At 74.1% G+C, this 22,590-nt stretch carries 22 protein-coding genes; 9 read left to right on the top strand and 13 right to left on the bottom strand.

From position 1 onward, the window contains the following. Positions 1–151: 151 nt before the first annotated feature. Both J5Y04_RS33260 and J5Y04_RS33255 read left to right on the top strand, forming a co-directional pair. On the top strand, positions 152–1,468 hold the full coding sequence (locus tag J5Y04_RS33260; RefSeq protein WP_209416120.1) for a nicotinate phosphoribosyltransferase: 1,317 nt from the start codon (positions 152–154) through the stop codon (positions 1,466–1,468). A gap of 145 nt (positions 1,469–1,613) precedes the next feature. After that, positions 1,614–2,204, top strand: coding sequence for an isochorismatase family protein (locus J5Y04_RS33255; RefSeq protein WP_209416119.1), 591 nt, complete (start codon positions 1,614–1,616; stop codon positions 2,202–2,204). 6 nt (positions 2,205–2,210) lie between these two features. On the opposite strand, the gene J5Y04_RS33250 is transcribed toward J5Y04_RS33255, so the two are convergent. Next, on the bottom strand, positions 2,211–3,260 hold the full coding sequence (locus tag J5Y04_RS33250) for a hypothetical protein (protein WP_209416118.1): 1,050 nt from the start codon (positions 3,258–3,260) through the stop codon (positions 2,211–2,213). Between the two features lie 255 nt (positions 3,261–3,515). On the opposite strand from J5Y04_RS33250, the gene J5Y04_RS33245 reads away from it, so the two are divergent. After that, positions 3,516–4,184, top strand: coding sequence for a hypothetical protein (locus tag J5Y04_RS33245; protein ID WP_209416117.1), 669 nt, complete (start codon positions 3,516–3,518; stop codon positions 4,182–4,184). Positions 4,185–4,819: 635 nt separating this feature from the next. Continuing rightward, on the top strand, positions 4,820–5,263 hold the full coding sequence (locus J5Y04_RS33240) for a hypothetical protein (RefSeq protein WP_209416116.1): 444 nt from the start codon (positions 4,820–4,822) through the stop codon (positions 5,261–5,263). 54 nt (positions 5,264–5,317) lie between these two features. Here the strand turns inward: J5Y04_RS33240 and J5Y04_RS33235 are convergent, their stop codons facing one another. Then, positions 5,318–5,920 (bottom strand): DinB family protein, encoded by a 603-nt coding sequence (locus J5Y04_RS33235; protein WP_209416115.1) that lies wholly within the window; start codon positions 5,918–5,920, stop codon positions 5,318–5,320. A gap of 84 nt (positions 5,921–6,004) precedes the next feature. Further along, entirely contained in the window at positions 6,005–6,529 is a 525-nt protein-coding gene (locus tag J5Y04_RS33230) for a helix-turn-helix domain-containing protein (protein ID WP_307853424.1), read from the bottom strand. Between the two features lie 130 nt (positions 6,530–6,659). Here J5Y04_RS33230 and J5Y04_RS33225 point away from each other — a divergent pair, with 130 nt between their 5' ends. From J5Y04_RS33225 to J5Y04_RS33215, 3 genes are all read left to right on the top strand, one after another. Beyond that, on the top strand, positions 6,660–7,319 hold the full coding sequence (locus J5Y04_RS33225) for an NAD(P)-dependent oxidoreductase (protein ID WP_209416114.1): 660 nt from the start codon (positions 6,660–6,662) through the stop codon (positions 7,317–7,319). Positions 7,320–7,497: 178 nt separating this feature from the next. After that, positions 7,498–7,986: a GNAT family N-acetyltransferase gene (locus J5Y04_RS33220; protein ID WP_209416113.1), complete on the top strand. Its 489-nt coding sequence runs from the start codon at positions 7,498–7,500 to the stop codon at positions 7,984–7,986. 12 nt (positions 7,987–7,998) lie between these two features. After that, on the top strand, positions 7,999–8,571 hold the full coding sequence (locus J5Y04_RS33215) for a GNAT family N-acetyltransferase (RefSeq protein ID WP_209416112.1): 573 nt from the start codon (positions 7,999–8,001) through the stop codon (positions 8,569–8,571). Here J5Y04_RS33215 and mycP read toward each other — a convergent pair. The 4 genes from mycP to J5Y04_RS33195 all read right to left on the bottom strand — a co-directional run bounded on the left by mycP (position 8,565) and on the right by J5Y04_RS33195 (position 12,822). Continuing rightward, the gene (mycP, locus tag J5Y04_RS33210) at positions 8,565–9,839 is read right to left on the bottom strand and encodes a type VII secretion-associated serine protease mycosin (protein ID WP_209416111.1); all 1,275 of its coding nucleotides are present in this window, start codon (positions 9,837–9,839) and stop codon (positions 8,565–8,567) included. The genes J5Y04_RS33215 and mycP overlap by 7 nt on opposite strands. A 156-nt stretch (positions 9,840–9,995) precedes the next feature. After that, positions 9,996–11,453, bottom strand: coding sequence for a WXG100 family type VII secretion target (locus J5Y04_RS43045; protein ID WP_256463601.1), 1,458 nt, complete (start codon positions 11,451–11,453; stop codon positions 9,996–9,998). 43 nt (positions 11,454–11,496) lie between these two features. Continuing rightward, the gene (locus tag J5Y04_RS33200; RefSeq protein WP_209416110.1) at positions 11,497–11,943 is read right to left on the bottom strand and encodes a hypothetical protein; all 447 of its coding nucleotides are present in this window, start codon (positions 11,941–11,943) and stop codon (positions 11,497–11,499) included. Between the two features lie 177 nt (positions 11,944–12,120). Then, positions 12,121–12,822, bottom strand: coding sequence for an endonuclease V (locus J5Y04_RS33195; RefSeq protein WP_307853422.1), 702 nt, complete (start codon positions 12,820–12,822; stop codon positions 12,121–12,123). Positions 12,823–13,023: 201 nt separating this feature from the next. On the opposite strand from J5Y04_RS33195, the gene J5Y04_RS33190 reads away from it, so the two are divergent. Continuing rightward, positions 13,024–13,332 (top strand): hypothetical protein, encoded by a 309-nt coding sequence (locus tag J5Y04_RS33190; RefSeq protein ID WP_209416108.1) that lies wholly within the window; start codon positions 13,024–13,026, stop codon positions 13,330–13,332. A gap of 33 nt (positions 13,333–13,365) precedes the next feature. On the opposite strand, the gene J5Y04_RS33185 is transcribed toward J5Y04_RS33190, so the two are convergent. Next, on the bottom strand, positions 13,366–14,070 hold the full coding sequence (locus J5Y04_RS33185; protein WP_209416107.1) for an RDD family protein: 705 nt from the start codon (positions 14,068–14,070) through the stop codon (positions 13,366–13,368). Positions 14,071–14,149: 79 nt separating this feature from the next. Continuing rightward, the gene (locus J5Y04_RS33180; RefSeq protein WP_209416106.1) at positions 14,150–15,766 is read right to left on the bottom strand and encodes an RDD family protein; all 1,617 of its coding nucleotides are present in this window, start codon (positions 15,764–15,766) and stop codon (positions 14,150–14,152) included. A 394-nt stretch (positions 15,767–16,160) separates the two neighbouring features. Here J5Y04_RS33180 and J5Y04_RS33175 point away from each other — a divergent pair, with 394 nt between their 5' ends. Further along, the gene (locus J5Y04_RS33175; protein ID WP_209416105.1) at positions 16,161–16,577 is read left to right on the top strand and encodes an SsgA family sporulation/cell division regulator; all 417 of its coding nucleotides are present in this window, start codon (positions 16,161–16,163) and stop codon (positions 16,575–16,577) included. 142 nt (positions 16,578–16,719) lie between these two features. Here J5Y04_RS33175 and J5Y04_RS33170 read toward each other — a convergent pair whose 3' ends face one another. The 4 genes from J5Y04_RS33170 to J5Y04_RS33155 form a co-directional block, all read right to left on the bottom strand. Further along, positions 16,720–18,123 (bottom strand): glycosyltransferase 87 family protein, encoded by a 1,404-nt coding sequence (locus tag J5Y04_RS33170; RefSeq protein ID WP_209416104.1) that lies wholly within the window; start codon positions 18,121–18,123, stop codon positions 16,720–16,722. A gap of 176 nt (positions 18,124–18,299) precedes the next feature. Next, positions 18,300–19,895 (bottom strand): cellulose binding domain-containing protein, encoded by a 1,596-nt coding sequence (locus J5Y04_RS33165; RefSeq protein WP_209416103.1) that lies wholly within the window; start codon positions 19,893–19,895, stop codon positions 18,300–18,302. Positions 19,896–20,236: 341 nt separating this feature from the next. Continuing rightward, on the bottom strand, positions 20,237–21,835 hold the full coding sequence (locus J5Y04_RS33160) for a HAMP domain-containing sensor histidine kinase (RefSeq protein ID WP_245205920.1): 1,599 nt from the start codon (positions 21,833–21,835) through the stop codon (positions 20,237–20,239). Then, the gene (locus J5Y04_RS33155; protein ID WP_209416102.1) at positions 21,832–22,545 is read right to left on the bottom strand and encodes a response regulator transcription factor; all 714 of its coding nucleotides are present in this window, start codon (positions 22,543–22,545) and stop codon (positions 21,832–21,834) included. The genes J5Y04_RS33160 and J5Y04_RS33155 overlap by 4 nt, the downstream gene beginning before the upstream one ends. Between the last annotated feature and the right edge of the window lie 45 nt (positions 22,546–22,590).

Genomic DNA, 22,590 nt, shown 5'->3' with positions numbered 1-22,590 from the left:
CGGGTCCTCCTCGCCGTTCCTCCGGTACCTGCACCTTTCAGCCCCCATGCTGCCATCCGGGGGACCTCCGGGCGATTCCGCCCCACGCCTTCGCGAACACCCCCCACGAGAAATCGTCAATCTGACGCTAAGTGGTAGTAGCATCATCCCCATGGACGCCACTTCAGTGCGCGCGGCCGGTTCGACCGCGCTCCTCACCGACCGCTACGAGCTCACCATGCTGCAGGCCGCCCTGCAGAGCGGGGCCGCGCACCGCCGCTCCGTGTTCGAGGTGTTCACCCGCCGCCTGCCGAGCGGACGCCGCTACGGCGTGATGGCCGGCACCGGCCGGGTCCTGGACGCGGTCGAGAACTTCCGCTTCACCGCGGCGCAGCTCGACTGGCTGGCCGCCCAGGACGTGGTCGACGCCGACACCCTGCGCTTCCTGGCCGACTACCGCTTCACCGGCGACATCCACGGCTACCCGGAGGGCGAGGCGTACTTCCCCGGCTCGCCGCTGCTGACCGTCGAGGGCACCTTCGCCGAGGCGGTGATCCTGGAGACGGTGATCCTGTCGATCCTCAACCACGACTCGGCGATCGCCGCCGCCGCCTCCCGGATGACCTCCGCCGCCGGCGGGCGCCCGGTGATCGAGATGGGCGCCCGGCGCGCCCACGAGCAGGCCGCCGTCTCGGCCGCCCGGGCCGCGTACGTGGCCGGCTTCGCGGCCACCTCCGACCTGGAGGCCGGCTTCACCCACGGCATCCCCACCACCGGCACCGCCGCGCACGCCTTCACGCTGGTGCACGACAGCGAGCGGGACGCGTTCCGGGCGCAGATCGCCTCGATGGGCAAGGGCACGACGCTGCTGGTCGACACCTACGACCTGCGCGAGGCCGTCCGCACCGCCGTCGAGGTGGCCGGGACCGAGCTGGGCGCGGTGCGGATCGACTCCGGCGACCTCACCCTGCTGGCCCACCGGGTCCGCCGCCAGCTGGACGAGCTCGGCGCCCGCGACACGAAGATCATCGTCACCTCGGACCTCGACGAGTACGCGATCGCCGCCCTGGCGGCCGCCCCGGTGGACGGCTACGGCGTCGGCACCAGCCTGGTCACCGGCAGCGGCCACCCGACCTGCGCGATGGTCTACAAGCTGGTCGCCCGGGCCGCTTCGCCGGACGGCCCGCTGGTGCCGGTCGCCAAGCGCGCGGCCGGCGGCAAGACCAGCATCGGCGGCCGCAAGTGGGCGGCCCGGCGGCCCGACGCGGACGGCGTGGCCGAGGCCGAGGTGGTCGGCACCGGCGCCGTCCCGGCCGACCTGGAGCCGCACCTGCTCCAGGTGCCGCTGGTGCTGGCCGGCGAGGTGGTCGGCCGGGAGCCGCTGGGCGCGGCCCGCGAACGCCACGTCCGGGCCCGCGCGGGACTGCCGCTCTCGGCCACCCAGCTCTCCAAGGGCGACCCGGTCCTGCCGACCGAACTGATGCTGTGACAGCGGGCGGCGGAGCGCGGGGCGGGGCCAGGGTGCTCCCCGGGCCTTCCGCCCCCGGGTGCCACTGCCTACAGTCGACCGTAGAGTTCCCACCGGAGGCGCACAGAACCAGCGCGCCGTCCCCCCACAACCGAGGATGCGAGCCATGCACCGGGCACTGATCGTCGTCGACGTGCAGAACGACTTCTGCGAGGGCGGCAGTCTGGCCGTCGCCGGCGGGGCCGAGGTGGCCGCCGCGATCACCGACCTGATCGCCGAGGGCCGCCCCGGGTACCAGCACGTCCTCGCCACCCGCGACAACCACATCGACCCGGGCGACCACTTCTCCGACGACCCGGACTACGTCAACAGCTGGCCGGTGCACTGCGTGGCGGGCACCGAGGGGGTGGGCTTCCACCCCAACTTCGCGCCCTCCGTCACCTCCGGCGCCATCGAGGCGGTCTTCGACAAGGGTGCCTACGCGGCGGCGTACAGCGGGTTCGAGGGGCTGGACGAGAACAACCGCGGGCCGGTCGACTGGCTGCGCGAGCGCCAGGTCACCGAGGTGGACGTGGTCGGCCTGGCCACCGACCACTGCGTCAAGGCCACCGCGCTGGACGCGGCCCGGGCGGGCTTCACCACCCGCGTCCTGCTGGACCTGACGGCGGGCGTGGCGCCCGGGACCACCGCCGCCGCGCTGGAGGAGCTGCGGGCGGCCGGGGTCGAGCTGGTCGGCACGCCGACCGTTCACGGCTGAGCCGGGTCAGCCCTCGCCGAGCAGCAGTTCCACCACGTCGGTGCCGCCCTGCCGGAAGGCCTCGCGCAGTTCGGCGCCGACCGCGTCCGGCTCGGTGGCCAGCCGGGCACCGGAGAGGTAGACCACCCGGATCCCCAGGTACTCCATCCGGTGCTGGCCGCCGCGCACCCAGGCGGCCTCGCCCTCGCTGACGCAGCGCAGCTCCGAGTCGACCTCCACCGCCACGCCGGCCTGCGGCCAGTACAGGTCCGGCACGGCGATGTAGGTGCCGCCGCGCATCCGCAGCTCCGGGCCGGCCAGCGGGACGGGCAGCAGCCACTCGTCCACCAGCTCGCCGATCCGCGCCAGTGCGGCGTCCCGCTCCTCGGCCAGCAGCTCGTCCAGCGCGGGCCGCACCCGCAGGTCGGCGGCCAGCCCGGACTCGGTCAGCTCGGCGACCAGCTCCCGGAGGGTGCAGCGGGCCTCGGACCGGCGCACCCGGGCGCCAGCCCGGCCCAGGGCCTCCCGGAGCACCTCGCGGACGGGCAGCGCGGCGCCGTCGCCGGACTCCGCCGCGCCCTCGGCCGTCCACTCGCGCACCGCGTCCGCGACCGCCCGGGCGACCGGCGCACAGGCCAGCCCGTGCACCGAGCGGGCCACCAACTCCCGTTCGGTACGCCGGATCCGGACCTCGCCGGCGTCCTTCAGTCGGCGCTGACGGGGCACCAGCACATCCACCCCGGTGACCGCCGGGAGCCGGGGCACCGCGGCGAAGCCGTACAGCGCGAGCGCGGCGGTGCCGGTGATCACCGCGCCCTCCCGGCGGCCCTCCTCCCGGCCGTTCTGCGCCGCGTACAGCAGTGCGGCCCACATCCGCTGCTCGGGGGTGGGCTCGCCGGACTGCAGCAGGTAGACCCTGGGCAGCAGGCGCTGCCAGGGCCCGCCGCGGCGGCAGTGCTCACTGACGACCCGGCCCGGCACGCCCCGGGCGCGCAGCTGGCTGGCGGTGATGACGTTCTGCTGACGCTTCGCCAGTTCCTCCAGGGACGGCGGCGGCGAGGGAATCCGGTAGCTCATGCCGACACCATCCCCAACAGCCCGGACCGCTCATCGGTCGCCTGACGCACTGTTACCCAACCGTCGCGAAACCGGGATCAGCCCGCACTAAAGTCCCCATACCCTCACCCATTTGGAGTAATGGGAGGTCACGCGGTTGCCGCCGCTGGCCGTGGCCGGTCAACGACCAGGGTTTCTGACCGAGAGTGACCAAGGGCATACGCCGAAGCGCCGCCGGGCGTCACTCCCGCTCCCTGGATTGCCTACCCTTAGTTCATGTCACGTGACGAGACCGCCGGCCTCCGCGCGGCCCAGCTCCGCCTCGGCCGCCTGCCCGGATACGTCCGCCGGCCGGACCCGGCCCGCCGCAGCGGCGAACAGGGCCATACGTACAAGAAGGGCTGGGAGGTCCGCTTCACCGCCCGCAGTGAAGCCGAGATAGCCGAGATCCGCGACCTCGTGGTCGCCGCCGGATTCGCCCCGGCCAGACCCTTCTTCAAGGGGCACCAACTGATCCAGCCCGTCTACGGGATGGCCGCCGTCCAGGCCTACCTGGCCGCGAGACAGGCGGCCGAGGAGCACGCCGCCCGCACGGCCGCCGGCCGGGGGCGGGGAGGCGGCGGGACCGACGCCGGCGACGGGACCGGCCCGGCGGACGCGGCCGACGGGACCGGGGTGGCCGACGGGACCGGGGTGGCCGACGCGGCCGTCCGGCGGCACCGGGAAGGCGCCGCGAGGGGTGCCGTGGAGGACCCCGGGGAGGGCGGCGAGAGCGTGGCGGCCGCGGCCCGTGCAGCGGCGGCCACGGCGGCGACGGCGGTCACGGCAGCGAGGGCGGCCGAACTGGCCCGGCGGCGGGCCGTCGAGTCGTTCCCCGCCCAGCTCGGACGGAGCACCGCGGCGGACGACCTGCCCTCCCCCTCGGAGACCCGCACGTCCGGCTGACGCATCGTCATAGCACCCTTCCCGTCCGGCCGTCCGCACATGCGGCAGGCGCGAGGGGCGCGAACGGGGCGGGCGCCGGACGACCCGCCCCGCCACCTCCACCCCTCACCTCCGCCACCCGGCCCCGCACCTGCGCCACCCCGGAGACCCTGCTTCACCCCACCCCGGACACCCCGCTTCGCCCACCCCGGACACCCTGCTTCGCCCACCCCCGGCGCGCGCGGTCCACGGGAGCGCACCACCCACCCGCACGCCCGCCTCCGCGCCCGCCGCCCATCCGCCGCGCGCGCGTCCGGTGGCGTGGGCGGGGCTTCACGCCTCGGGTGTGGACGTGAGCCACCGGACCGCCTACGGTGGCCCATCAACCGCTCCACCGCCCCTGCCGGCCACCCCCGCTGACCGGCCATGACATCTTCACTCTCGCGACCCTGGCAGCGCTGCGCACCACCCCCACCACCGGCCCCGCGCCACCCCGCCGCCCGTCGGCCCACACCCGGCCACCGCTGGAACCGGCCGAGCGGCGGCACGTTCCGGGCATTCAATCCGATTGGTAACCCAGCGCACCGAGCGCCTACCGTAGAGTGAGCACGGATGATCGACCGCCAGAAGCCCATCTCACTTGCCGAGAAGCCGAGATGACCAACCGTCATGACAGCACCGCCGAGCCTCCCCCGGGGCCCGGCGAACCGCCTGCGGTATCACTGGAGTTCGCGGCGTTCTGCGAGCTCCACCGGCCGCGTTACCTCAGCTACGCCCGGGTCTGGCTGCCGGACAGTACCGAGGCGGCCGGCGCCGTCCAGCAGGCGTTCGCCGAAATCGCCGTCCAGTGGCGCGAGTTGCTGGGAAGCTCCAATCCGACCGCGAACGCCTGGCAGATCCTGCGCGGGACGGTCAACGAGCACACCCTCCGGGCCGACCCCCCGGCCGGGCCCAGCCGCCCCGCCGACGACGACCTGGCGATCCTGCACTACATCGTCGGCCTCGCCGCCCCCGAGATCGCCGACGTCATCGGCACCGACACCGCCAGCGTGGCCGGCCGGCTCCGCCGCACCATGCTCCGCGAGGCCTCCGGCTGGTGACCCCGGCCGGGCCGTCGCACCCCGCTCCCCCGCACCGCCGTTCGACCGGCGGGATCAGACCCGCTCGCCCGTCACGTCGAACAGGTGGTGGACCGGGTCGTGGACCAGGTAGCGGGAGAACGACTCCACGGTGAAGCGTGCGCCGTCGCTGCGGTTGCCGGTGCGCTGCCACTGCTCGGCGGCCAGCCTCTCGAACGCGTCCGCCAGGACCTGCGCGGCCTCGTCCAGCTCCACCGAGACCTCCTGCGGCAGCTGCTCCGCGTAGCGCTCCGCGACGGCCGTCTCGTCCTGGTCCCAGTTCGGGAAGTCCGGGTTCTCCTGGTCAAGCATGAGGTTCAGCCGGAAGTGGAACAGCCGGAAGACGTCCCGGACATGGCACGCGTACTCCAGGTCCGACCAGATCTCCGGACGGGGGCGGCGGCGCAGCTCCTCCTCGTCCCCGGCCAGCACGGCCACCCAGGCGCCGGCGTTGTCCCGGATCAGCCCGGGGACGGCCTCGCGGGCCACGGCCGCGGAGTCCAGGCCGCAGTCCGGGCAGGCGCGCTCCAGGACCCACGTCCAGTCCTTGGTGTCCGGGACGATGGCGTCGCCGGAGACGGTGGTGGCGGCGGGGACGGCGGCGGTGGCGGGGGCGGGGGTGTTCTCAGGAGTGGTCATGCGTCCAGGATGGCCGCCCGGACGCGGCCCCCACCAGCGGCCATAGCGCCAGCGGGCACCGAAATGCTGCCAGCCCGGCGCCGCTCAGCCCGCGCGCCGCGGCTCGGCCCGGTCGACCCGGTCGACCCGGTCGGCCCGGTCGGCCCGGTCGGCCCCGCCCCGCCCCTCCCGCTCGTCCCGCTCGTACGCCTCGCGGGCCTCCAGCAGGGCGGCCAGGTGCTCGCGGCTCCACCCGCAGACCGCGTCCATCGGCCCCAGCAGCGAACGGCCCAGCGGTGTCAGCGCGTACTCCACCCGCGGCGGGTTCTCGGCGTACTCGGTCCGGCTCACCACCCCGTCGTGCTCCATCGCGCGGAGCGTCTCGGCCAGCACCTTCGCCGTGATGCCCACCAGCGGCACCCGCAGCTCGGAGAACCGGCGCGGACCGCCCTCCAGACAGCGCATCAGTTTCCAGGTCCACTTCTTGCCGCCCAGCACCGGCATCGTCTGCACCGGGCAGTCCGGGTCGAAGAAGTCCGCCGGCAAGGGTGCGAGGGGCGGGCGTTCGAGAGGCCGGGGCGCGAGGGACGACGGTTCCAGTGACAGGGGCTCGATCGCGGTCTGCGGCATGGCCCCGACCGTAGCCGACCCACCGTCCCCGCAGGCCCCCGCCGGTACCGTTGAAGTAACCGGCGCCCCCCGGTCTACCGTCACCGCAACGGCGGGCGACAGCGCCCCCGGCGAGCGGACGGAGACCACCATGAGCAGCACCCCCAGGCAGGTTGACCGCGGCGTCGTCGTCTTCGGCGCGGGCGGCCAGGTCGGGCGCGCGGTCGTCACCGAGGCCCGGCGGCGCGGGCTGGCGGTCACCGCCGCCGTCCGCGACCCCGAGCGCCACCGGGACCTCGCCGGCGAGGGCGTCGGCCTCGTGCGCTGCGACGTCACCGACCCGGCCGCCGTCGCCGCCACCGCACACGGGCACACCGCCGCCGTCTCCACCGTCTACACGCCCGACGTCCCCTCCGCGGACTTCTACGGGGCCACCGCCGACGCGCTGGTGGCCGGCCTCGACACGGCCCGGGTCCGCCGGCTGGTGCACGTCGGTGTCGCCACCACCCTGGAGACCGCGCCCGGCACCGCCGTCCACGACGACCCGGCCTTCCCCGAGGCCTACCGCGCCTTCTCGCTCGGCCACGCCCTCGCCCTGGACCGGCTGCGGGAGTCCGACGCCGCCCTCGACTGGGTCGTGGTCACCCCGCCCCTCGACCTCGACCGCGCCGCCCCCGGCACCGGCCGCTACCGGACCGGCGGCCCACAGGTCCTCGGCGAGCGGATCGCCCAGGCCGACCTCGCGGTGGCGGTGGTCGACGAGCTCACCGCACCCGCCCACCACCGCGAGCAGATCGCCGTCGCCGAGTAGCCCGGCCCACCCGGTGTGCCCGGCGTCCCCGGTGTGCCCGGCGCGGGCCGGGGCGCCACGGCCGGCCGGGGCGCCGCTGCCAGCCGGTCGGCAGCGGCAGGATCCGGCCCTCCGCAGGGAGATCCGCCCGGCCAAAACCGCTGGTCGGACCGGGGCGCACCGGTCCATGCTGGACACCATGCTCATCCGCGAAGCCACCCCCGACGACTGGCCGGCGATCTGGCCCTTCCTGCGCGAGATCATCGCCGCCGGCGAAACCTACAGCTGGGACCGCGACACCGACGAGGAACGCGCCCGCGCCCTCTGGTTCAAGCCCGCACCCGGCCGCACCTTCGTCGCCGTCGACGAGGACGGCACCGTCCTCGGCACCGCCGAGAGCCACCCCAACCAGGCCGGCGGCGGCTCCCACGTCGCCAACGCCGGCTTCATGGTCGACCCCCGTCACTCCGGCCGGGGCGTCGCCCGCGCCCTCTGCGCCCACGTCCTCGACCAGGCCCGCGCCGACGGCTACCGCGCCATGCAGTTCAACGCCGTCGTCGAGACCAACCACCGCGCCGTCGCGCTCTGGCAGACCTTCGGCTTCGAGATCCTCGCCACCGTCCCCGAGGCCTTCCACCACCCCGCCAAGGGCTACGTCGGCCTGCACGTGATGCACCGGAAGCTCTGAGGCCGCCCGGACATGATCAACGACGCCGCGCTCGCCCAGAAGCCCACCCTGCACGGGCCCACCATCACCCTCGTGCCCCTGGCCGCCCGCCACACCGAACCCATGTGGCGGTTCACCGCCGACGAGGAGACCAACCGCCTCACCGGCACCCGCCAGACCTTCACCCACGACCAGATCCGCACCTGGTGCGCCACCCGCGCCGAACAGCCCGACCGCCTCGACCTCGCCGTCGAGGACCCCGCCACCGGCCGGTTCCTCGGCGAACTCGCCCTCAACGACCTCGACCGCGACAACGCCTCCGCGAGCTTCCGAATCGCCCTCACCCCCGGCAGCACCGGCCGCGGCATCGGCACCGAGGCCACCCGCCTCCTCCTCCGCCACGCCTTCGAGGAGGTCCGCCTCCACCGCGTCCACCTGGAGGTCTGGGCCTTCAACGAACGCGCCGCCCGCGCCTACGAGAAGGCCGGCTTCGTCCTCGAAGGCCGCGCCCGCCAGGCCCACCACTGGGCCGGCGAGTTCCACGACGTCCTGCACATGGCCGCCCTGCGCGACGAGTGGCTGGCGGCCCAAACGCAGGCCTACTGATACGGGTTCCCCGTCGGCGGCGCCGGAGGCTGCTGCGGCGGCGCGTAGCCGTACCCCTGCTGCCCGGGCGGCCCGGAAGGCGGTGGCACCGGATACGGGTAGCCGGTGCCACCCGGCTCCGCCGCAGCCTCCCGCCGCTTGCGCCGCCCGCGCACCACCAACGACACGCAGACGGCGACGAGCACCAGCCCGAACAGCACCCCGGCGCCGATGAGCGTGTAGGTGATCCCGGGATTGCCCTTCGCCCCCGCGGAGGGCACCCCGGGCGGCGCCTCGGAGGCCTCGTCGGTGGACTCCGGCGCCGCATCGGGCGGAGCGCCTTGAGACTCAACCCGCTTCAGCAACGGGTTCTCCCTCGGCCCGCTATCGACGGCAGGATTCGGCGCCAGGGCCTTGGCAGGGTCGACGATCCCGTACCCGTAATGAGCATCGGGGACCGCCGAACCGTCCGACGGAGGGGCCGCGCTCTTGATCATCCTGTTGATGACCTGCCCGGCGGAGAGATTGGGGTACTTCGAACGAATGAGGGCCGCCGTGGCGGACACATAAGCAGTGGCATCAGAGGTTCCCCTTCCGATGCCATAGCTCGATGCCGACTTGGCCGTGGCCTGGTACACCTCCACGCCCGGCGCCGCAAGCGTGGTTTCAGGACCGAATGTGGATCTCTCCCATGCTTTGCCATGTTCGTCGATTGCCGCCGTTGCCACGACCCCAGGGAAGGCAGCCGGGTATTCAACGGACCCCGACTTGTCCCCGCTGTTTCCTGTGGCTGCTACAAGGACGACATCCTTCGAAACCGCGTAACTGATCGCAGCACGCGCTTGAGAGTCGAATCGCGAGAAACCGCCGATCGACATATTGATGACCTTCGCCCCGTGATCAACGGCGAATCTGACAGCCAGCGCAATGTCGGACTGCTGGAGGTCCGGAGACTCATCGTTGGTTCTGATCTTCACCGGAAGGATCTTCGCCTTCGGCGCCAGACCCATCACCCCTGCCTGGGGTCCGTGACCACGAGCAGCAATCAGGCTCGCCATGCCTGTTCCATGCCCGGTCTTGTCGTCCCTGCCATCCGTCTTCCCGCCCGAGAAGTCGGCACCGGGAAGCACCTGGTCGATCATGTCCTGGTGATTAGGGCTGACACCACCATCCACCACTGCGACCACGATGCCCTCGCCCTGGCTGATGGGCCAGACCTTGGTCTCCGCCTCGAAGGTCTTTAGTGCCCATTGAGAGTCCCGAGCCTGGTCCGCCGCTGCCGGTGACACAGCGATTCCCCAAAGCAGGACCCCAGCAGCCAACGAAGCTGCACCTCGTACAAGCCGGCTGCTCGTCAAGCCTGGTCACCTCACTCAACAAAGCGTCCCGCAGGTCACCGACCTGCGGGACGACTGATCATCAGCCTGTCCACCAGCGGACAGGGCTCATTCCACCACGTTCGGGTTGGCGGGCTTGTCCGACGCCCAGGTCTCCTCGTCCTCGACGAGGTAATCCGGCCGCTTGCCGTCCTTACCCTTCTCCTTCTTGCGCCGCTGGGCATCGGTGAGCGGCATGCCGGGCGCCATACCGCCCGCAGCATTCGCGCCCAGCTCTCCCCGGGCCCGACCTCGGGCTCCGAGCCCGGAACCGCCTTCGGTGAAGGCCTGCTTCGCCCCGGATCCGCTGCCCGGCCGCGCGCCCCCGCCGACAATGCCTCCGGTCCGCCCCGACAGGCCGCCTCCGGGACGGGCCCCCACGGCGCGGCCTCCAGTCCCGAAACCGCCTTCGAGCACCTCTCCCGCGCCGAACGCCTTACCCCCGCGTCCGGCGGCCTTGCCGGGGACGCTTGCTGTACCGCCGAGTACGTCCTTGTTCTGAGTCCCGCTGCCCTTGCCAGGGTTGTTTCCCTGCCCTGCCTGCCCACCCATGATCGGCCCGCCTCCGGTCGGACCCGGTCCGCCACCATCGCCACTCGTCGTGAGGCCGATGGGCGTTCCGGGATTGGAGGTCGGGTTGGCGGGGTTGGTGGACAGCGGACTCGTCCCAGGCGTGCCGGAAGGATTGACCGTCGTGCCGTCGATCCCGGTACCGGGGCCGTAGTTCGTGACGGACGGCGGCTTGGGCGCTGCATGCACCGTGCCGCCCTTGATTCCCGAATCGGTCGGCGCGGCTGGTCCGGCCGGCGTCGAGCGCTTCGGCGCGGACTGGGCAGCGGGACGCTGAGACAGCGACGGCTTGCTGCTGCCACTCGACTTCGGAGCGGCAGCAGTGCTGGTGTATCCAGCCCCGGCCATCATGGCGCTGAATGCGCCCTCCCCTGTGGAATCGCCCGACGAAGTGGCGTCGTCGAGATCACCACGGCTCTTCTCGCCCTTAGGCGGCTGAACTGGCGGCGGCGGCTTCAGCATCGGCGCCGCGACACGGTAGTGCATCGCCAGCGTCTGCATGACCGCCGCCGCTTCGGCCTTCTTCTGCTCCGCGACCGCCGTCTTCGTGTCCTCGTCGTCGCCGCCGAAGACGGCGGAGACCGTGTCACCGACTCCGTCGGTGAACTGCTCCCACCCGCTGGGCTCTTCGGGCATGTCGTGCTTGGCCTGGGCGATGGCCTCGGACAGGTGCTTGAGGGTGTTGGCGGCGTCGTTGGCGTAGGAGGCCGCGTTGTTGATGGTGGCGGCGAGGTTGAGCATGCGCTTGTGGAAGGCGTCGCTGGTGCTGCCTTCCCAACTGACGGCGGCCTCGGTGCTGGCGCGGGTGAGGGTGGCGCGGATGGCCTTGAGGGTGTCGGCGGCGCGGCGCCAGGGGTCGCTGGCGGCCATCACCTCGCCGGGGTTGAGGGCCTGGGCCATCTTCCGGAGTTCGGCGTGGCTGTAGTCGTTGAACTTGGTGTAGCCCGATCCGCTCATCGGTGGCCGTCTCCGTTCTCCGGGGGCTGTTGGCGTGCGGCGCTCATCGCTCGGACTTCCCGCCGCTGTGCTGGGCCGGGGCGACGGTCTGGGCGTAGGCGGCGGCGCTGGTGGCGGAGGGGCTGGCGACCGACCAGCCGTCGTCGCCGAGCTTCAGCTTGCCCGAGGTGCGGTGTTCCTGCTCCTCGTAGTTGGTGGCGGTGAGTTCGGCCTTCTTCTGGGCGTCGTCGACGGCGTCCTGGAGCTGGTTGAGGACGTCGCGCAGGCCGTCCCGCATGGTCTGGTAGCGGTCGTGCAGCTCGGTGGCCTCGGCGAAGGTGCCGAGGGCGCTCTTGCCCACGGCGCTCTGGCCGTGGGCCGTGGTGCCGTCGGCGTGGTGCTGGAACTCGGCCAGCAGTCCGCGTACCTGGGCGGCGAACGCCCTCAGCTGATCGACCTCGACGCGGTATCCCTGGCCGCCCCCGCCGGTCGATCCGGTCCCCGTCGCCACTTCCGGCGCCTCCCCTGCGTCCGTCGTTCCGCTGCCTGTGAGGCCGCCGTTCGGCGGCTGCCCCGTGTAGCCGTCCCGTTCAACTGTTCTGCGCAGCTTCCGGAGAGACATGTCTAACACATGCTCCGGGCCGGGAGTATGGCGCTTCGGCCGAACCGCCGACGGGCCGGCGAGCCGTCAGTTCGCGGACGTCCCCTTCTGCAGGGCGGCGAGGGCCCGGCGGCAGAGCGAGTCGGCGTGGCGGGTGGTCTCGGGCAGCCGGTACCGGCCGGCGAGGGCGAGGGTGGTGTCGACGGCTTCGGTCAGGCCGATGCGGTGGCCGACGGAGACGAAGACGGGTTTGACGCCGGCCCGGGTGCGGACGGCGCGCCCGACCTCCTCGCCGGTGGCGGGGTCGGTGAGCGGGGTCCAGGAGCCGCGGGGGGCGCCGGGTTCGCGGTGGTCGAAGGTGAACGGGGTCTTGGCGACGCCGATGGTGCGCAGGCCGGTGAGCACGCCGAGGTGGCTGGCGAGGCCGAGGCGGCGCGGGTGGGCGAGGCCGTAACCGTCGCAGACGACGGTACCGGGGGCGTGGGTGAGCCGTTCGAGGACGTCCAGGACTGCGGGGAGTTCGCGGAAGGCGAGCAGGCCGGGGACGTAGGGGAAGGCGACGCGGTCGACGGCGGTGGCCTCCTCGACGACGGCGAGGCCGTCGAGGTCGAGGACCACCGCGGCGACGACGAGGTCCCGTTCGTCGTCGTAGGCGACGTCGACACCGGCGATCAGCCGGTCGTCCTGCGCGCCGGAGGGACCGGGGCCGTACGGCTGGACGAGCGGGCGCAGCCGTTCCTGTTCGGCGATCGCCTCGGTCTCGGTGGTGGGCCAGTCGGCGACGGGCACGGCGGTTCCCCCTGAGTGCGTGAACGGTCCGGTCACGATCACCGTACCGAGCGGGGCGCACGACCCCGCGGTGAGCCCGTGCGCCCCCCGTGCCCCAGGTCCGGCGGGTTAGGCTGCACTTACCGAACTCCCTTGCCGGGTAGGAACATTCGGTACCGGCACCACCCGCCCGTTTCCCCCGACGTGCGAAGGACCGACGCCATGCCGCGCCCGACCACCGCTCAGATCTGCCTCGGCACCTTCACCGTCGTCGCCACCACCGTGGCACTGCTGGCCGTCTCGGGCGCCACGGGCGTCCTGGCGGTCACGGTGCTGGTCGGGTTCGCGCTCGCGCTCGGCACGCTGGTGACGGTGCTGTCACTGTCCACCACCGCGCAGCGCGGGACGCCCGCGCCAAAGCCGGCCCCCGCGCCAACTCCCGTACCGGCCCCCACCCCCGCGCCGGAGCCCACCCCCGCTCCCGCTCCCGCTCCCGCTCCCGCCGGGCACGAGTACGCCCGGCAGCGCTGAGGCGCCACCGGGCGGCACCGGGATCACGGACACTCAGGCCGTGGAGACCACCACGGTCTTCGCGGCCTTGTCGTGGATGCACTGGCTGTACGGCTTGTCGAAGACGCCGAACAGGCCGTCGATCACCCACCAGAAGGCGGCGCAGCAGACCACCGCCGGGAGGATGAAGACGGCGGACCTGGTCCAGGCGGCGGCCGGGGTCGGCGTGCTGCCGTCGATCAGCATGGCGACCCGGATCTTCAAAGCCTTCTTGCCGAGGGTCTGGCCGTCCCGGCTGAGCATCACACCGTCGTAGATCAGGTACAGCGCGCAGGCGAGCCAGAACGCGCCGGCCGAGCCGGAGCGGTCGCCGAGACTGGCGAAGGGCAGCACCACGAGAAGTGCGACCGCCTGGACCAGCAGGTAGTCGATCAGCTGGGCGAGGATCCGACTGGGCCAACTGCCGAGCGGCGGCATCCCGGGGACGGGCCCGGCACCCGGCGAGCCGTAGCCGGACGGCGGCTTGTCGTACGGCGACTGGCCGTAGGGGCTCTGCCCGGACGGCGACCCGCCGGGGGTGCCGCCGTAGTTGCCGCCGTACGCGCCGGGGCGGTCGTCGGGGCTGCCGGGCCGGGGGTTTCCGTACGGGTCTGACGGCGCACCTTCCGGCGTGCCGCCGGCCGACTGCGGGGGCTGCTTGTCGAAGGAGGGCTGGCCGCCCCCTTCCGGGTCGGGGCCTGAGGGATTGTAGGTGCTCATGCCCCCGAGTAGAACATCACACATTCTCCGAGCTTCGGATATTTAGTCCGTTTCGCCCGGAGACCTCCGCCGGGCCGGGTCAGGACCGGACGACCCGGGTGCGGGCCGCGCGGTCGTGCCAGCCGCGCCCGGCCGGACGGTCGAACACCGGCCAGACGAGGCCGAGCAGCAGGACCGCCGAGGCGTTCCTGACCAGCCATCGGCAGAGCGAGCGTCCGACGGTCAGCCGGACACGGGCCGCCGAGGGAGCCGCGTCGATGACCCGGATCCGGGCCAGCCGCTTGCCGAAGGTCTGGCCGGTGCGGGCGGTCGGCAGGACCTCGTAGAGCAGGCCGACGAAGGCGAGGATGCCGACCAGGACGGCGAACTTGCCGACCACCACGCCGTCCACCAGCCAGACGTCGACCTGGCGGCGGGTGAGCGAGCTGGCCATCCGGGCTTGGTCGAGCTTGTCCTGCAGGTGGGTCCTGACCGAGTTGCCGAGCGGGACGGCGGCGGCGGTGGCGACCACGGCCAGGACGGCGGTGTCCACCAGCCGGGCGGCCAGCCGGCGCCCGAGCCCGGCCGGCACCGGCGAGGCCGGGCGGCGACGGGTGGCCGGGCGCGGCCCGGGCACCGGACGCGCCGCACGGGCGGCGGGGGCCGCGGCACGAGCGGGCACCGCGGCACGAGCGGGCGCCGGCGCCACCTCCACCGCCGGCCCAGGAGCCGACTCCGGCGCCACGTCCGCCGCCGACCCGGGAGCCGACTCCTGCTCCGGCTCCGGCCCCGCAACCGGCCCCGTCACCGGAACGGGCATCGGCACGGTGACCCGCACGGCCGCCGGCACCGGCGCGGGATCCACCGCGGCCTCGGCCGCCACGGCCGGCCCGGCCACCGAAGCGCCTACCTCACCCCTGGACGCCTCACCCCTGGACGCCTCCGCCCCGAACGCCTCCGTCCGAACCGCCTCGACCCTGGACGCCTCCATCCTGGAAGGTTCAACCCTGGACGCCTCCGCCCACTGCTCCGCCCCGGGCAGCACGCCCCAGGAGACCCACCGCGGCGCGCCGCCGGTCTCCATCAGCCCCCGCTGCGCCTGCGGGTCGACCTGCCAGCCGGCCTGCGCCTCGCCTGCCGGCCCGACCTCGCGCACCGTCTCGCGCACCGCCTCCCAACCCGCCGCGCCCGCCGCGCCCGCTGCGTCGTCCGCGCCCTCCGGCCGGAACACCGTCCCGCCGGCGGCCAGCTGCGGCCCGAAGGTGAACGACGCGCCGCCCGCCGTCTGGTCCAGGTACACCGGCCCGGTCTCCCCGGACGAGGCCTCCGCCACCTCTGCCACCTTGTCGGACGCCGGCTCCGGCACCCGCTCCGGCACTCGCTCCGGCGCCCGCTCCACGACAGCCGCGGCACCCCCGGGGGCGGGCTGCGCCGCCCCTCCCTCCGCCTCCTCCATTCCGGCCGGCACCGCCGGCGGCGGCACGTACCGTGCTCCGACCCCCGCGCCGCCGGCACCGCCCGCCGCCCCGCCGCGGCGGGCCACGAACCGGGGCGGCTGAAGCACCTCGCCCTCCGCCGGTGAGGGGCGGCTGGTCCCGGGCACCCAGGCCGTGCCGCCCCAGTAGCGGACGAAGCCGGGGATGGAGGGGTCGGGGTAGTAGCCCGGTGCGGGATCGACGGCCGTGTCCGCGCCGCCGGCGAAGGGCTGGTCCGTCATGGGGGTCTTCTTTCCTCGCAGGGCCGTGCGGCGCGCCCGGCGAGCGGTTCACGACGGCGGCTCGGGCGGCACGGGTGGCTTCGCCGTCGGCGCGCGCGAGGGTACCGCCGGATGGGCGGACAGTCGCCGGGCAGTCACAAAGGGTAGTACCTCGGAAGCCCGGAGGTTGGAACTTGGCCAATCACCGGACAGCCCCGGCCCGGCCGGGGTAGGGACGAGGGCGCACCGCGGTGGTCCCGTGCCCGTTCCCCCGGCGCCCCACCGCTCTGCGCCGCGGTCCGCGGACTCCCCCGAAGAAATCCCGGAAACGTGTGTAAGAGCGCGCCCGGCCCGCGCTCTCCAAAGTCACAGGGCCCGGAACCGGGCACGAACCGCAGGCAGAGAGGAAGCGATCATGGAACGCCCGACGAGCGTGGTGGAGCACGAGCTGGAGCTCAACCTGGTGCTCTCCCCCGAGCACAGCGTCCCCGTCCCGGCCCGGCTGTCGTACGGCAGCCACGACCCGTACGCGGTGCAAATCACCTTCCACCTGGACACCGGCTCGCCGGTCACCTGGGTGTTCGCCCGCGAGCTGCTGGTGGAGGGCACCTTCCGCCCGTGCGGGCAGGGGGACGTGCGGATCTGGCCGACCCGGTCGGGGCGGCGCAGCGTGCTCTGCATGGCGCTGAGCTCGCCGGCCGGGGACGCGCTGCTGGAGGCGCCGCTGCCGGCGGTGGCCGCCTGGCTGGAGCGTGCTCACCGGCTGGTGCCGCCGGGCAGCGAGATGGCCGCACTGGACATGGACGGTTCGCTCGCCGAGCTGCTCGCGTGAGTGCGCGACCTGGTCGCGCGACACGGCTCCACCGGCCCGGCGCATCCCACCGGCCCACCGGCCCACGACGGCCGGCACACCTCAGGACCCACCGGGCCACGACGACCCGGCACACCCCGGGCCCCGGCCCGGCCCCGACGACTCAGCGGGCCGCGGGGGCCTGCTGATGGTCGCGCGCGGGACCCGGGCGGCCGCCGCCCGCCCGCTGCCCGGGCAGCAGGGCCAGCGGCGCGCCGGCGGCCCGTCGGCGCGCCCATATCCGTAGCGCGGCGGCGAGCAGGAAGCAGATCCCGACCAGGGGGTAGATGGAGGTCGGGATCTGGCGGAGCGGCGAGAGGTGCAGGACGAGGTCGCCCAGCGGCTTCGCGGCCCACATCGCGAAGGAGAGGAACGCGACCAGCGTCGCCCCGAAGGCGGCGCGCCAGCGCACCTTGCGGACGGCGGCCGGACGGGCCCGCTCGACCGAGGCCTCGCAGGCGAGCAGGACGAGCAGGGGCACGCACCAGACCCAGTGGTGGGTCCAGCTGATCGGCGAGATCAGCACCGCGGTGACGGCGGCGCAGCAGACGCCCCACGCCTCGGCGCGCGGAAGCCAGCGCGAGCTCCTGGCCGCCCAGGCGGCGATGGCGAGGCCGGCCAGTGCGGCCAGGCCGGCGCCCAGGGTGGCGACGGTCCCGGGGTCGCTGGTGTGCAGCAGCCGGGCGAAGGCGCCCCGGAGCGACTGGTTGTCGACGATGTGGGTCTTGCCGACCCGCGAGGAGTCGTAGAGGTACTTGGTCCAGAAGCCCCAGGTGGCGTCGGGCAGCACCAGCGCTCCGACGAGGAACGTGCCGAGGAAGGTGAAGCCGGCCACGAAGGCGGCCCGGATCCGGCCGGTGAGCAGCAGGTAGACGGCGAACAGTCCGGGGGTGAGCTTGATGCCGGCGGCGATGCCGATCGCGACGCCCTTGCTGCGGCGGCCGTCCGGGCGGGTGAGGTCCCAGAGGATGAGGCACGCCAGGGCGAGGTTGATCTGGCCGTAGCGCAGTGTGGTGAAGACGGGTTCGAGCCAGACCCCGGCGCCGGTGACCAGGATCACGCCGAGGGCGCGCAGTTCGCGGCGCGGCCAGCCGACGAGCTTGAAGGAGAGATGGGTGAGGAGCGCGAGCAGCCCGAGGTTGCCGAGCGTGATCACGATCCGGAGGACCGGGACGGGGAACCAGGTCGTCGGCACGAACAGCATCGCGGCGAACGGCGGGTAGGTGGCGGGCAGGTTCCACTCGGTGACCCGCAGGGCGTAGAGGTCGCGGCCGTCGGCCACGGCGGCGCCCTCGGCCCGGTAGACGATCATGTCGACCATCGAGGTGTGGACGAAGTGCCGGACCACGGCGTAGACCACCAGGGACAGCAGCGCCACGGCCGAGACGGCCAGCAGCGGGCGACGCGGTGCCTCGCGCAGCGCCCGTACGGGTGCGCCGAGGGCGGCCGCGAGGCGGTCCGACAGGGGGGCGGGCGCCGGGTCGGGTGCGGTCTGCACCGTGCTGCGCTCGTCTTGCACCGCTGTCACTGTTCGCTCCGTCCACCGTTCGACCAACCAGCGACGATACCGGATGCCCGCCGGGCCGGCCCGGCCAGCGGCGGTGACGGAGAGTGAGCAACAGGCCCGGCCGGCCCTGCTCCGTTGCGGGCGGAGCAGGGCCGGCCGGGGTCCCCGGGAGGGGTGGGGCACCCCCGGGAGTGGGCTCAGCCGGCGTAGGCGCCGAGGGCCCGGGTGAAGTCCAGCGGCTGCTGGACGATGCTGCTGCAGCTGGCGTCGGCGTAGGCCTTGGCGCCGCCCTCGCAGGCCTTGTCGCGGGTGCCGGACCACATCGCCAGCCAGGCCAGGTGCTTGCTCGTGGCGAAGTCGGCGAGCTGCTTGGCGTCGGCCACGGTGAAGATCTCGCTGGCCACGTCGTTGACGCCGATCATCGGGGTGACGGCGACCTTGCGCCAGGCGGCGGCGTCGTCCACGCCGAGCACGCTCTTCACCTGGGCCTGGGTGGCGGTGGCGGCGGCGATGGCGTACTTGCCCATCTGGCCCTGCGGGTTGGGGGCGACGCCGTCGCCGAAGTCCATCGCCATGATGTTGACCGCGCCGATCGCGACACCGTTGTTCTTGGCGTCGGCGACCAGGTTGACGCCCTCCTGGGTCAGGCCGGAGGGCAGCGCGGGCAGGGTGAAGGAGACGTCCAGGGCCTTGCCCTTGGTGGCGGCGTTCCTCTGCAGCTGGGCGATGGCCTGGGCGCGGCGGGTGTTGGCCGCGGTGTTGCTGATCGCGCCGCCCTCGACGTCGAAGTCGACCTTGGTGAGGCCGAAGGCGTCGACGGTCTTCTGGTAGACGGCCGTGAGGTCGGCCACCGAGGAGCAGGCGAGGGCCAGCTCGCTGCCGTTGGCGCCGCCGAAGGAGACCCGGACGTCGCCGCCGGCCGCCCGCAGCGCGCCGATCTGGGCGGCCACCGCGTCGGCGGCGAGGTCGCTGACGCCGCCCCACTTGGGGGTGCAGCCGCCGCCGGAGACGACGAAGGCCAGGTTGAAGTTCTTGACGCCGGTGGCCTTGGCGGTGGCGACGAGGTCGTACGGCGGGTAGAGCGAGGTGTCGACGTACGGGGCGAAGCCGGCGCCGGCGGCCGGGACGGGGGCCCCGGTCGTGGTCGGGGTGGGCGCGGGGGTGGTGGTCGCGGTCGGCGCCGGGGTGGTGGGCTTGGCCGTGGCGGTCGGGCTCGGCGGTGCCGTGGTGGGCTTGGCGGTCGCGGTCGCGGTCGGCGTCGCGGTGGGCGCCGTGGTCGCGGTCGGCGAGGTGGTGGGCGTGCTGGTCGGGCGGCCCGAGGGGGTGGGCGCGGTGCCGTCCCCGGCCTTGCAGGAGACGTTGTTGATCAGGCAGTTGCCCGGCTCGGCCTGGGCGGCGCCGGCGCCCTGGGCGACGAAGCCGACCACCACGCTCTTGCCGGGCTCCAGCCGCTTGTTCCAGGACTCGGGCTTGACGGTGATGTGCTGGCCCTCGGCGCTGAAGGTGGCGTTCCAGAGCGAGTCGATCTTCGCCCCGGCCGGCAGGTCGAAGGTCAGCGTCCAGTTCTCGATCGCGCTGCCGTCCGGGTTGCTGACCAGGTACTGGCCGGTGTAGCCGGCGTCCCAGGTGCTGGTGCGGCTGTAGACGGCGCCGAGCGAGGCGGCGCTGGCCGAGGAAGCGAGGACGACGACGCCACCGGCGACCAGTGCGGCGGCGACCGCCGAGGCCCCGAGGACAACGCCCTTGCGGCTGCGACGGCGGCGGCCTGGGCGGCGGTTGGGCTGGGTCGTCATGTGGGCGTACCTCCGCAGGTGGCAACTGGGCCGAATGGGGTCGCCGCGGCCGGGCAGGGGTCCCGTGGACCCGTTGCGGGCGGCGTGCCCCGGCTCGGTCGGGTGACCGGCGCGGACGACGCTAGCGGGGGTGGAAGGCCGGAAACGGCCCCCTGAGCGAGGGGTACAGCTCTCTTAGGGCCCGCTTAAGAAAGAAGGGGTGGGACCCGGCACTCCCGCCGCCGCCAGCACCGCCGCACACCGCGCACGGCACACCGGCCGCCCGTCCCGCGGCGCCCGCCGGCCGGCCCGTCCTGCGCCTTCCGCGCACCGGCCACCGCCCACCGCCCACCGGTCACCGGTCACCGCTGGAAGAGCGCGCTGCGGCTGCGCCGACGGCTGGCGCGGGCCGGCGCGCCGTCGGGCCGGGCCTGGAGTCGCAGCCGGATCTCGGCGCCGCCGAGCACCGCGGAGCGGCCGAGTGCGAGGTCTCCGCCGGTGGCCTCGGCGAGCTTGCGGACGATGTCCAGGCCGAGGCCGGTGGAGCCCTCGCCGCCGTGGCCCTGGCCGCGCTGGAGGGCCGACTCGGGGTCGGTGAAGCCCGGACCGGCGTCGCCGACCAGGACGATGAACGAGCTGTCGGTGGCCAGCACGTCCACCGAGAAGGCCGTGCCGACGGTGGTGTGCCGGAACACGTTGCCGAGCAGCGCGTCCACGACGGCGGCGAGGTCGCCGCGCTGGACCGGCACCGGGGCGGGCCGGTTGGCGCCGGCCAGCTGCCAGCGGCGGCCCTCGTCCTCGGCGAGCGCGGACCAGAAGCCGACGCGCTCCCGGATCACCTCGGCGGCGTCGCAGCCGACGGTGACGGCGGGCGCGTCCTCGGGGGCGCGGCGGGCCGAACGGATGATCTGGTCGACCTCGCGCTCCAGTTGGGAGACGGCGTGCCGGGTGGCGTCGGCGGCGTCGCCCTCGCCGAGCGAGGCGGCGTTGAGCCGCAGCACGGTGAGCGGGGTGCGCAGCCGGTGCGACAGGTCGGCGGCCAGCTCCCGCTCCGCCGCGAGCAGCTGGACGACGCGGTCGGCCATCGAGTTGAACGCGTGGCCGGCCTCGCGGAGCTCCTCGGGGCTGCCGGCGCTCTCCCGGCCGTCGACCGGCACCCGGACGGCGAGGTTGCCGGACCCGAGCGAGCGGGCCGCGGCGGCCAGCCGCCGGGCGGAGGCGACGATCCGCGCGCCCATCCGGTCGGCGACCAGCACCGAGATGGCCACCAGCGCGAGTGCGACCGCGGAGAGCACCAGCCAGGCGGTGGAGACGCCCCGGGTGAGGTCGCCGTCCGCGACGAACACCTCGACCACGGCGGTCCGGCCGGTGTCGACGGCGACCGGCTGGAGCAGCGCGAAGCCGCCGGGCACCCCGACGGTGAAGGAGCGGCCCTGGCCGCCCGCGGTGGCCACGTCGGCGGCCAGCGCGCGGGCCTCGCCGATGGTCGCGCCGCCGTCCGGCCCGACCATCGCCGTCGCGGCGGGCGGCGTCCCGACCACCCCGCCGGGCGAGGCGGAACCGGCTGCGACGGCAGCGGGCGATGCGCCGCCCGAGGCAGCGGCGCCGGGCGAAGCGCCGCCCGGCGAAGCGGCAGCCGGTGCGGCCGGGGCGCCCGCCCCCGCCCCCGCCCCCGCACCTGCCGGCAGCGGCAGGGGCAGCGGCAGGTGGACCGCCATCCGCCCCTGCGCGCCGGCGTCCGTACTGGCCACCGCGCGGGCGATGGCGTCCTGGTCGGTGGTGATGGCGAGCGCCGGACCGAGCGCCGCCGCCTGACGCTCGGCCGCCGTGAACGCCCGGTCCCGGGCGGTCTGCTGGACCATCAGCCCGAGCGGGATGAGGAAGGCCAGCGCGACCATGGTGGTCCCGGCCACGGCGGCCTTGATCAGGGCCCAGCGCAGCGAGTGCCCGAACCTCCTCATGTCCGGCGCTCCGCGGCGGCGGGCCCCGGCCCGGGCGCCTCCAGCCGGACGCCGACGCCGCGCACGGTGTGCAGGTAGCGGGGGTTGGAGGCGGTCTCGCCGAGCTTGCGGCGCAGCCAGGACAGGTGGACGTCGATGGTCTGGTCGCCGCCGTAGGTCTGGCGCCAGACCTCGGCCAGGATCTCCTTGCGCGGGACGACCACGCCGGGGCGGGCGGCGAGGAAGGCCAGCAGGTCGAACTCACGCCGGGTCAGGTCGAGCGGCCGGCCGTCCAGGGAGGCCTCGCGGCGCTGGAGGTCGATGGCGAGCCCGCCGACCCTGAGCACCTGGGCGACCGGTGCGGCGCCGCCGCCGAGCCGCCGCAGCACGGCGGCCATCCGGGCGCTGAGGTGTTCGCCGGAGAACGGCTTCACCAGGTAGTCGTCGGCGCCGTCGTTGAGCAGCCGGACGATCTCGGCCTCGTCGTCCCGCGCGGTCGAGATGATCACCGGCACGTTGGTCAGGCCGCGGATCATCTTCAGCGCCTCGCTGCCGTCCAGATCGGGCAGGCCGAGGTCGAGGATCACCAGGTCGCAGCCGACCTGGGCGACCTCGCGCAGAGCCTCAAGTGCCGTGCCCACACTGCGGACCGCGTGACCGGTGTCGGCCAGGTGCCGGATGAGGGCGGAGCGTACGAAGGGGTCGTCCTCGACCACGAGCACTGTTGCCATGGCCCTGCACGGTACGCCATCGGCCTCCGGTGGTCTGTACCTCGG

Source organism: Kitasatospora sp. RG8, assembly GCF_017813315.1.
In the GTDB taxonomy this organism is placed as follows: Bacteria; Actinomycetota; Actinomycetes; order Streptomycetales; family Streptomycetaceae; genus Kitasatospora.
Note: the sequence above shows the minus strand (reverse complement) of the source record. Positions and strands in the feature narration are given on the sequence as shown.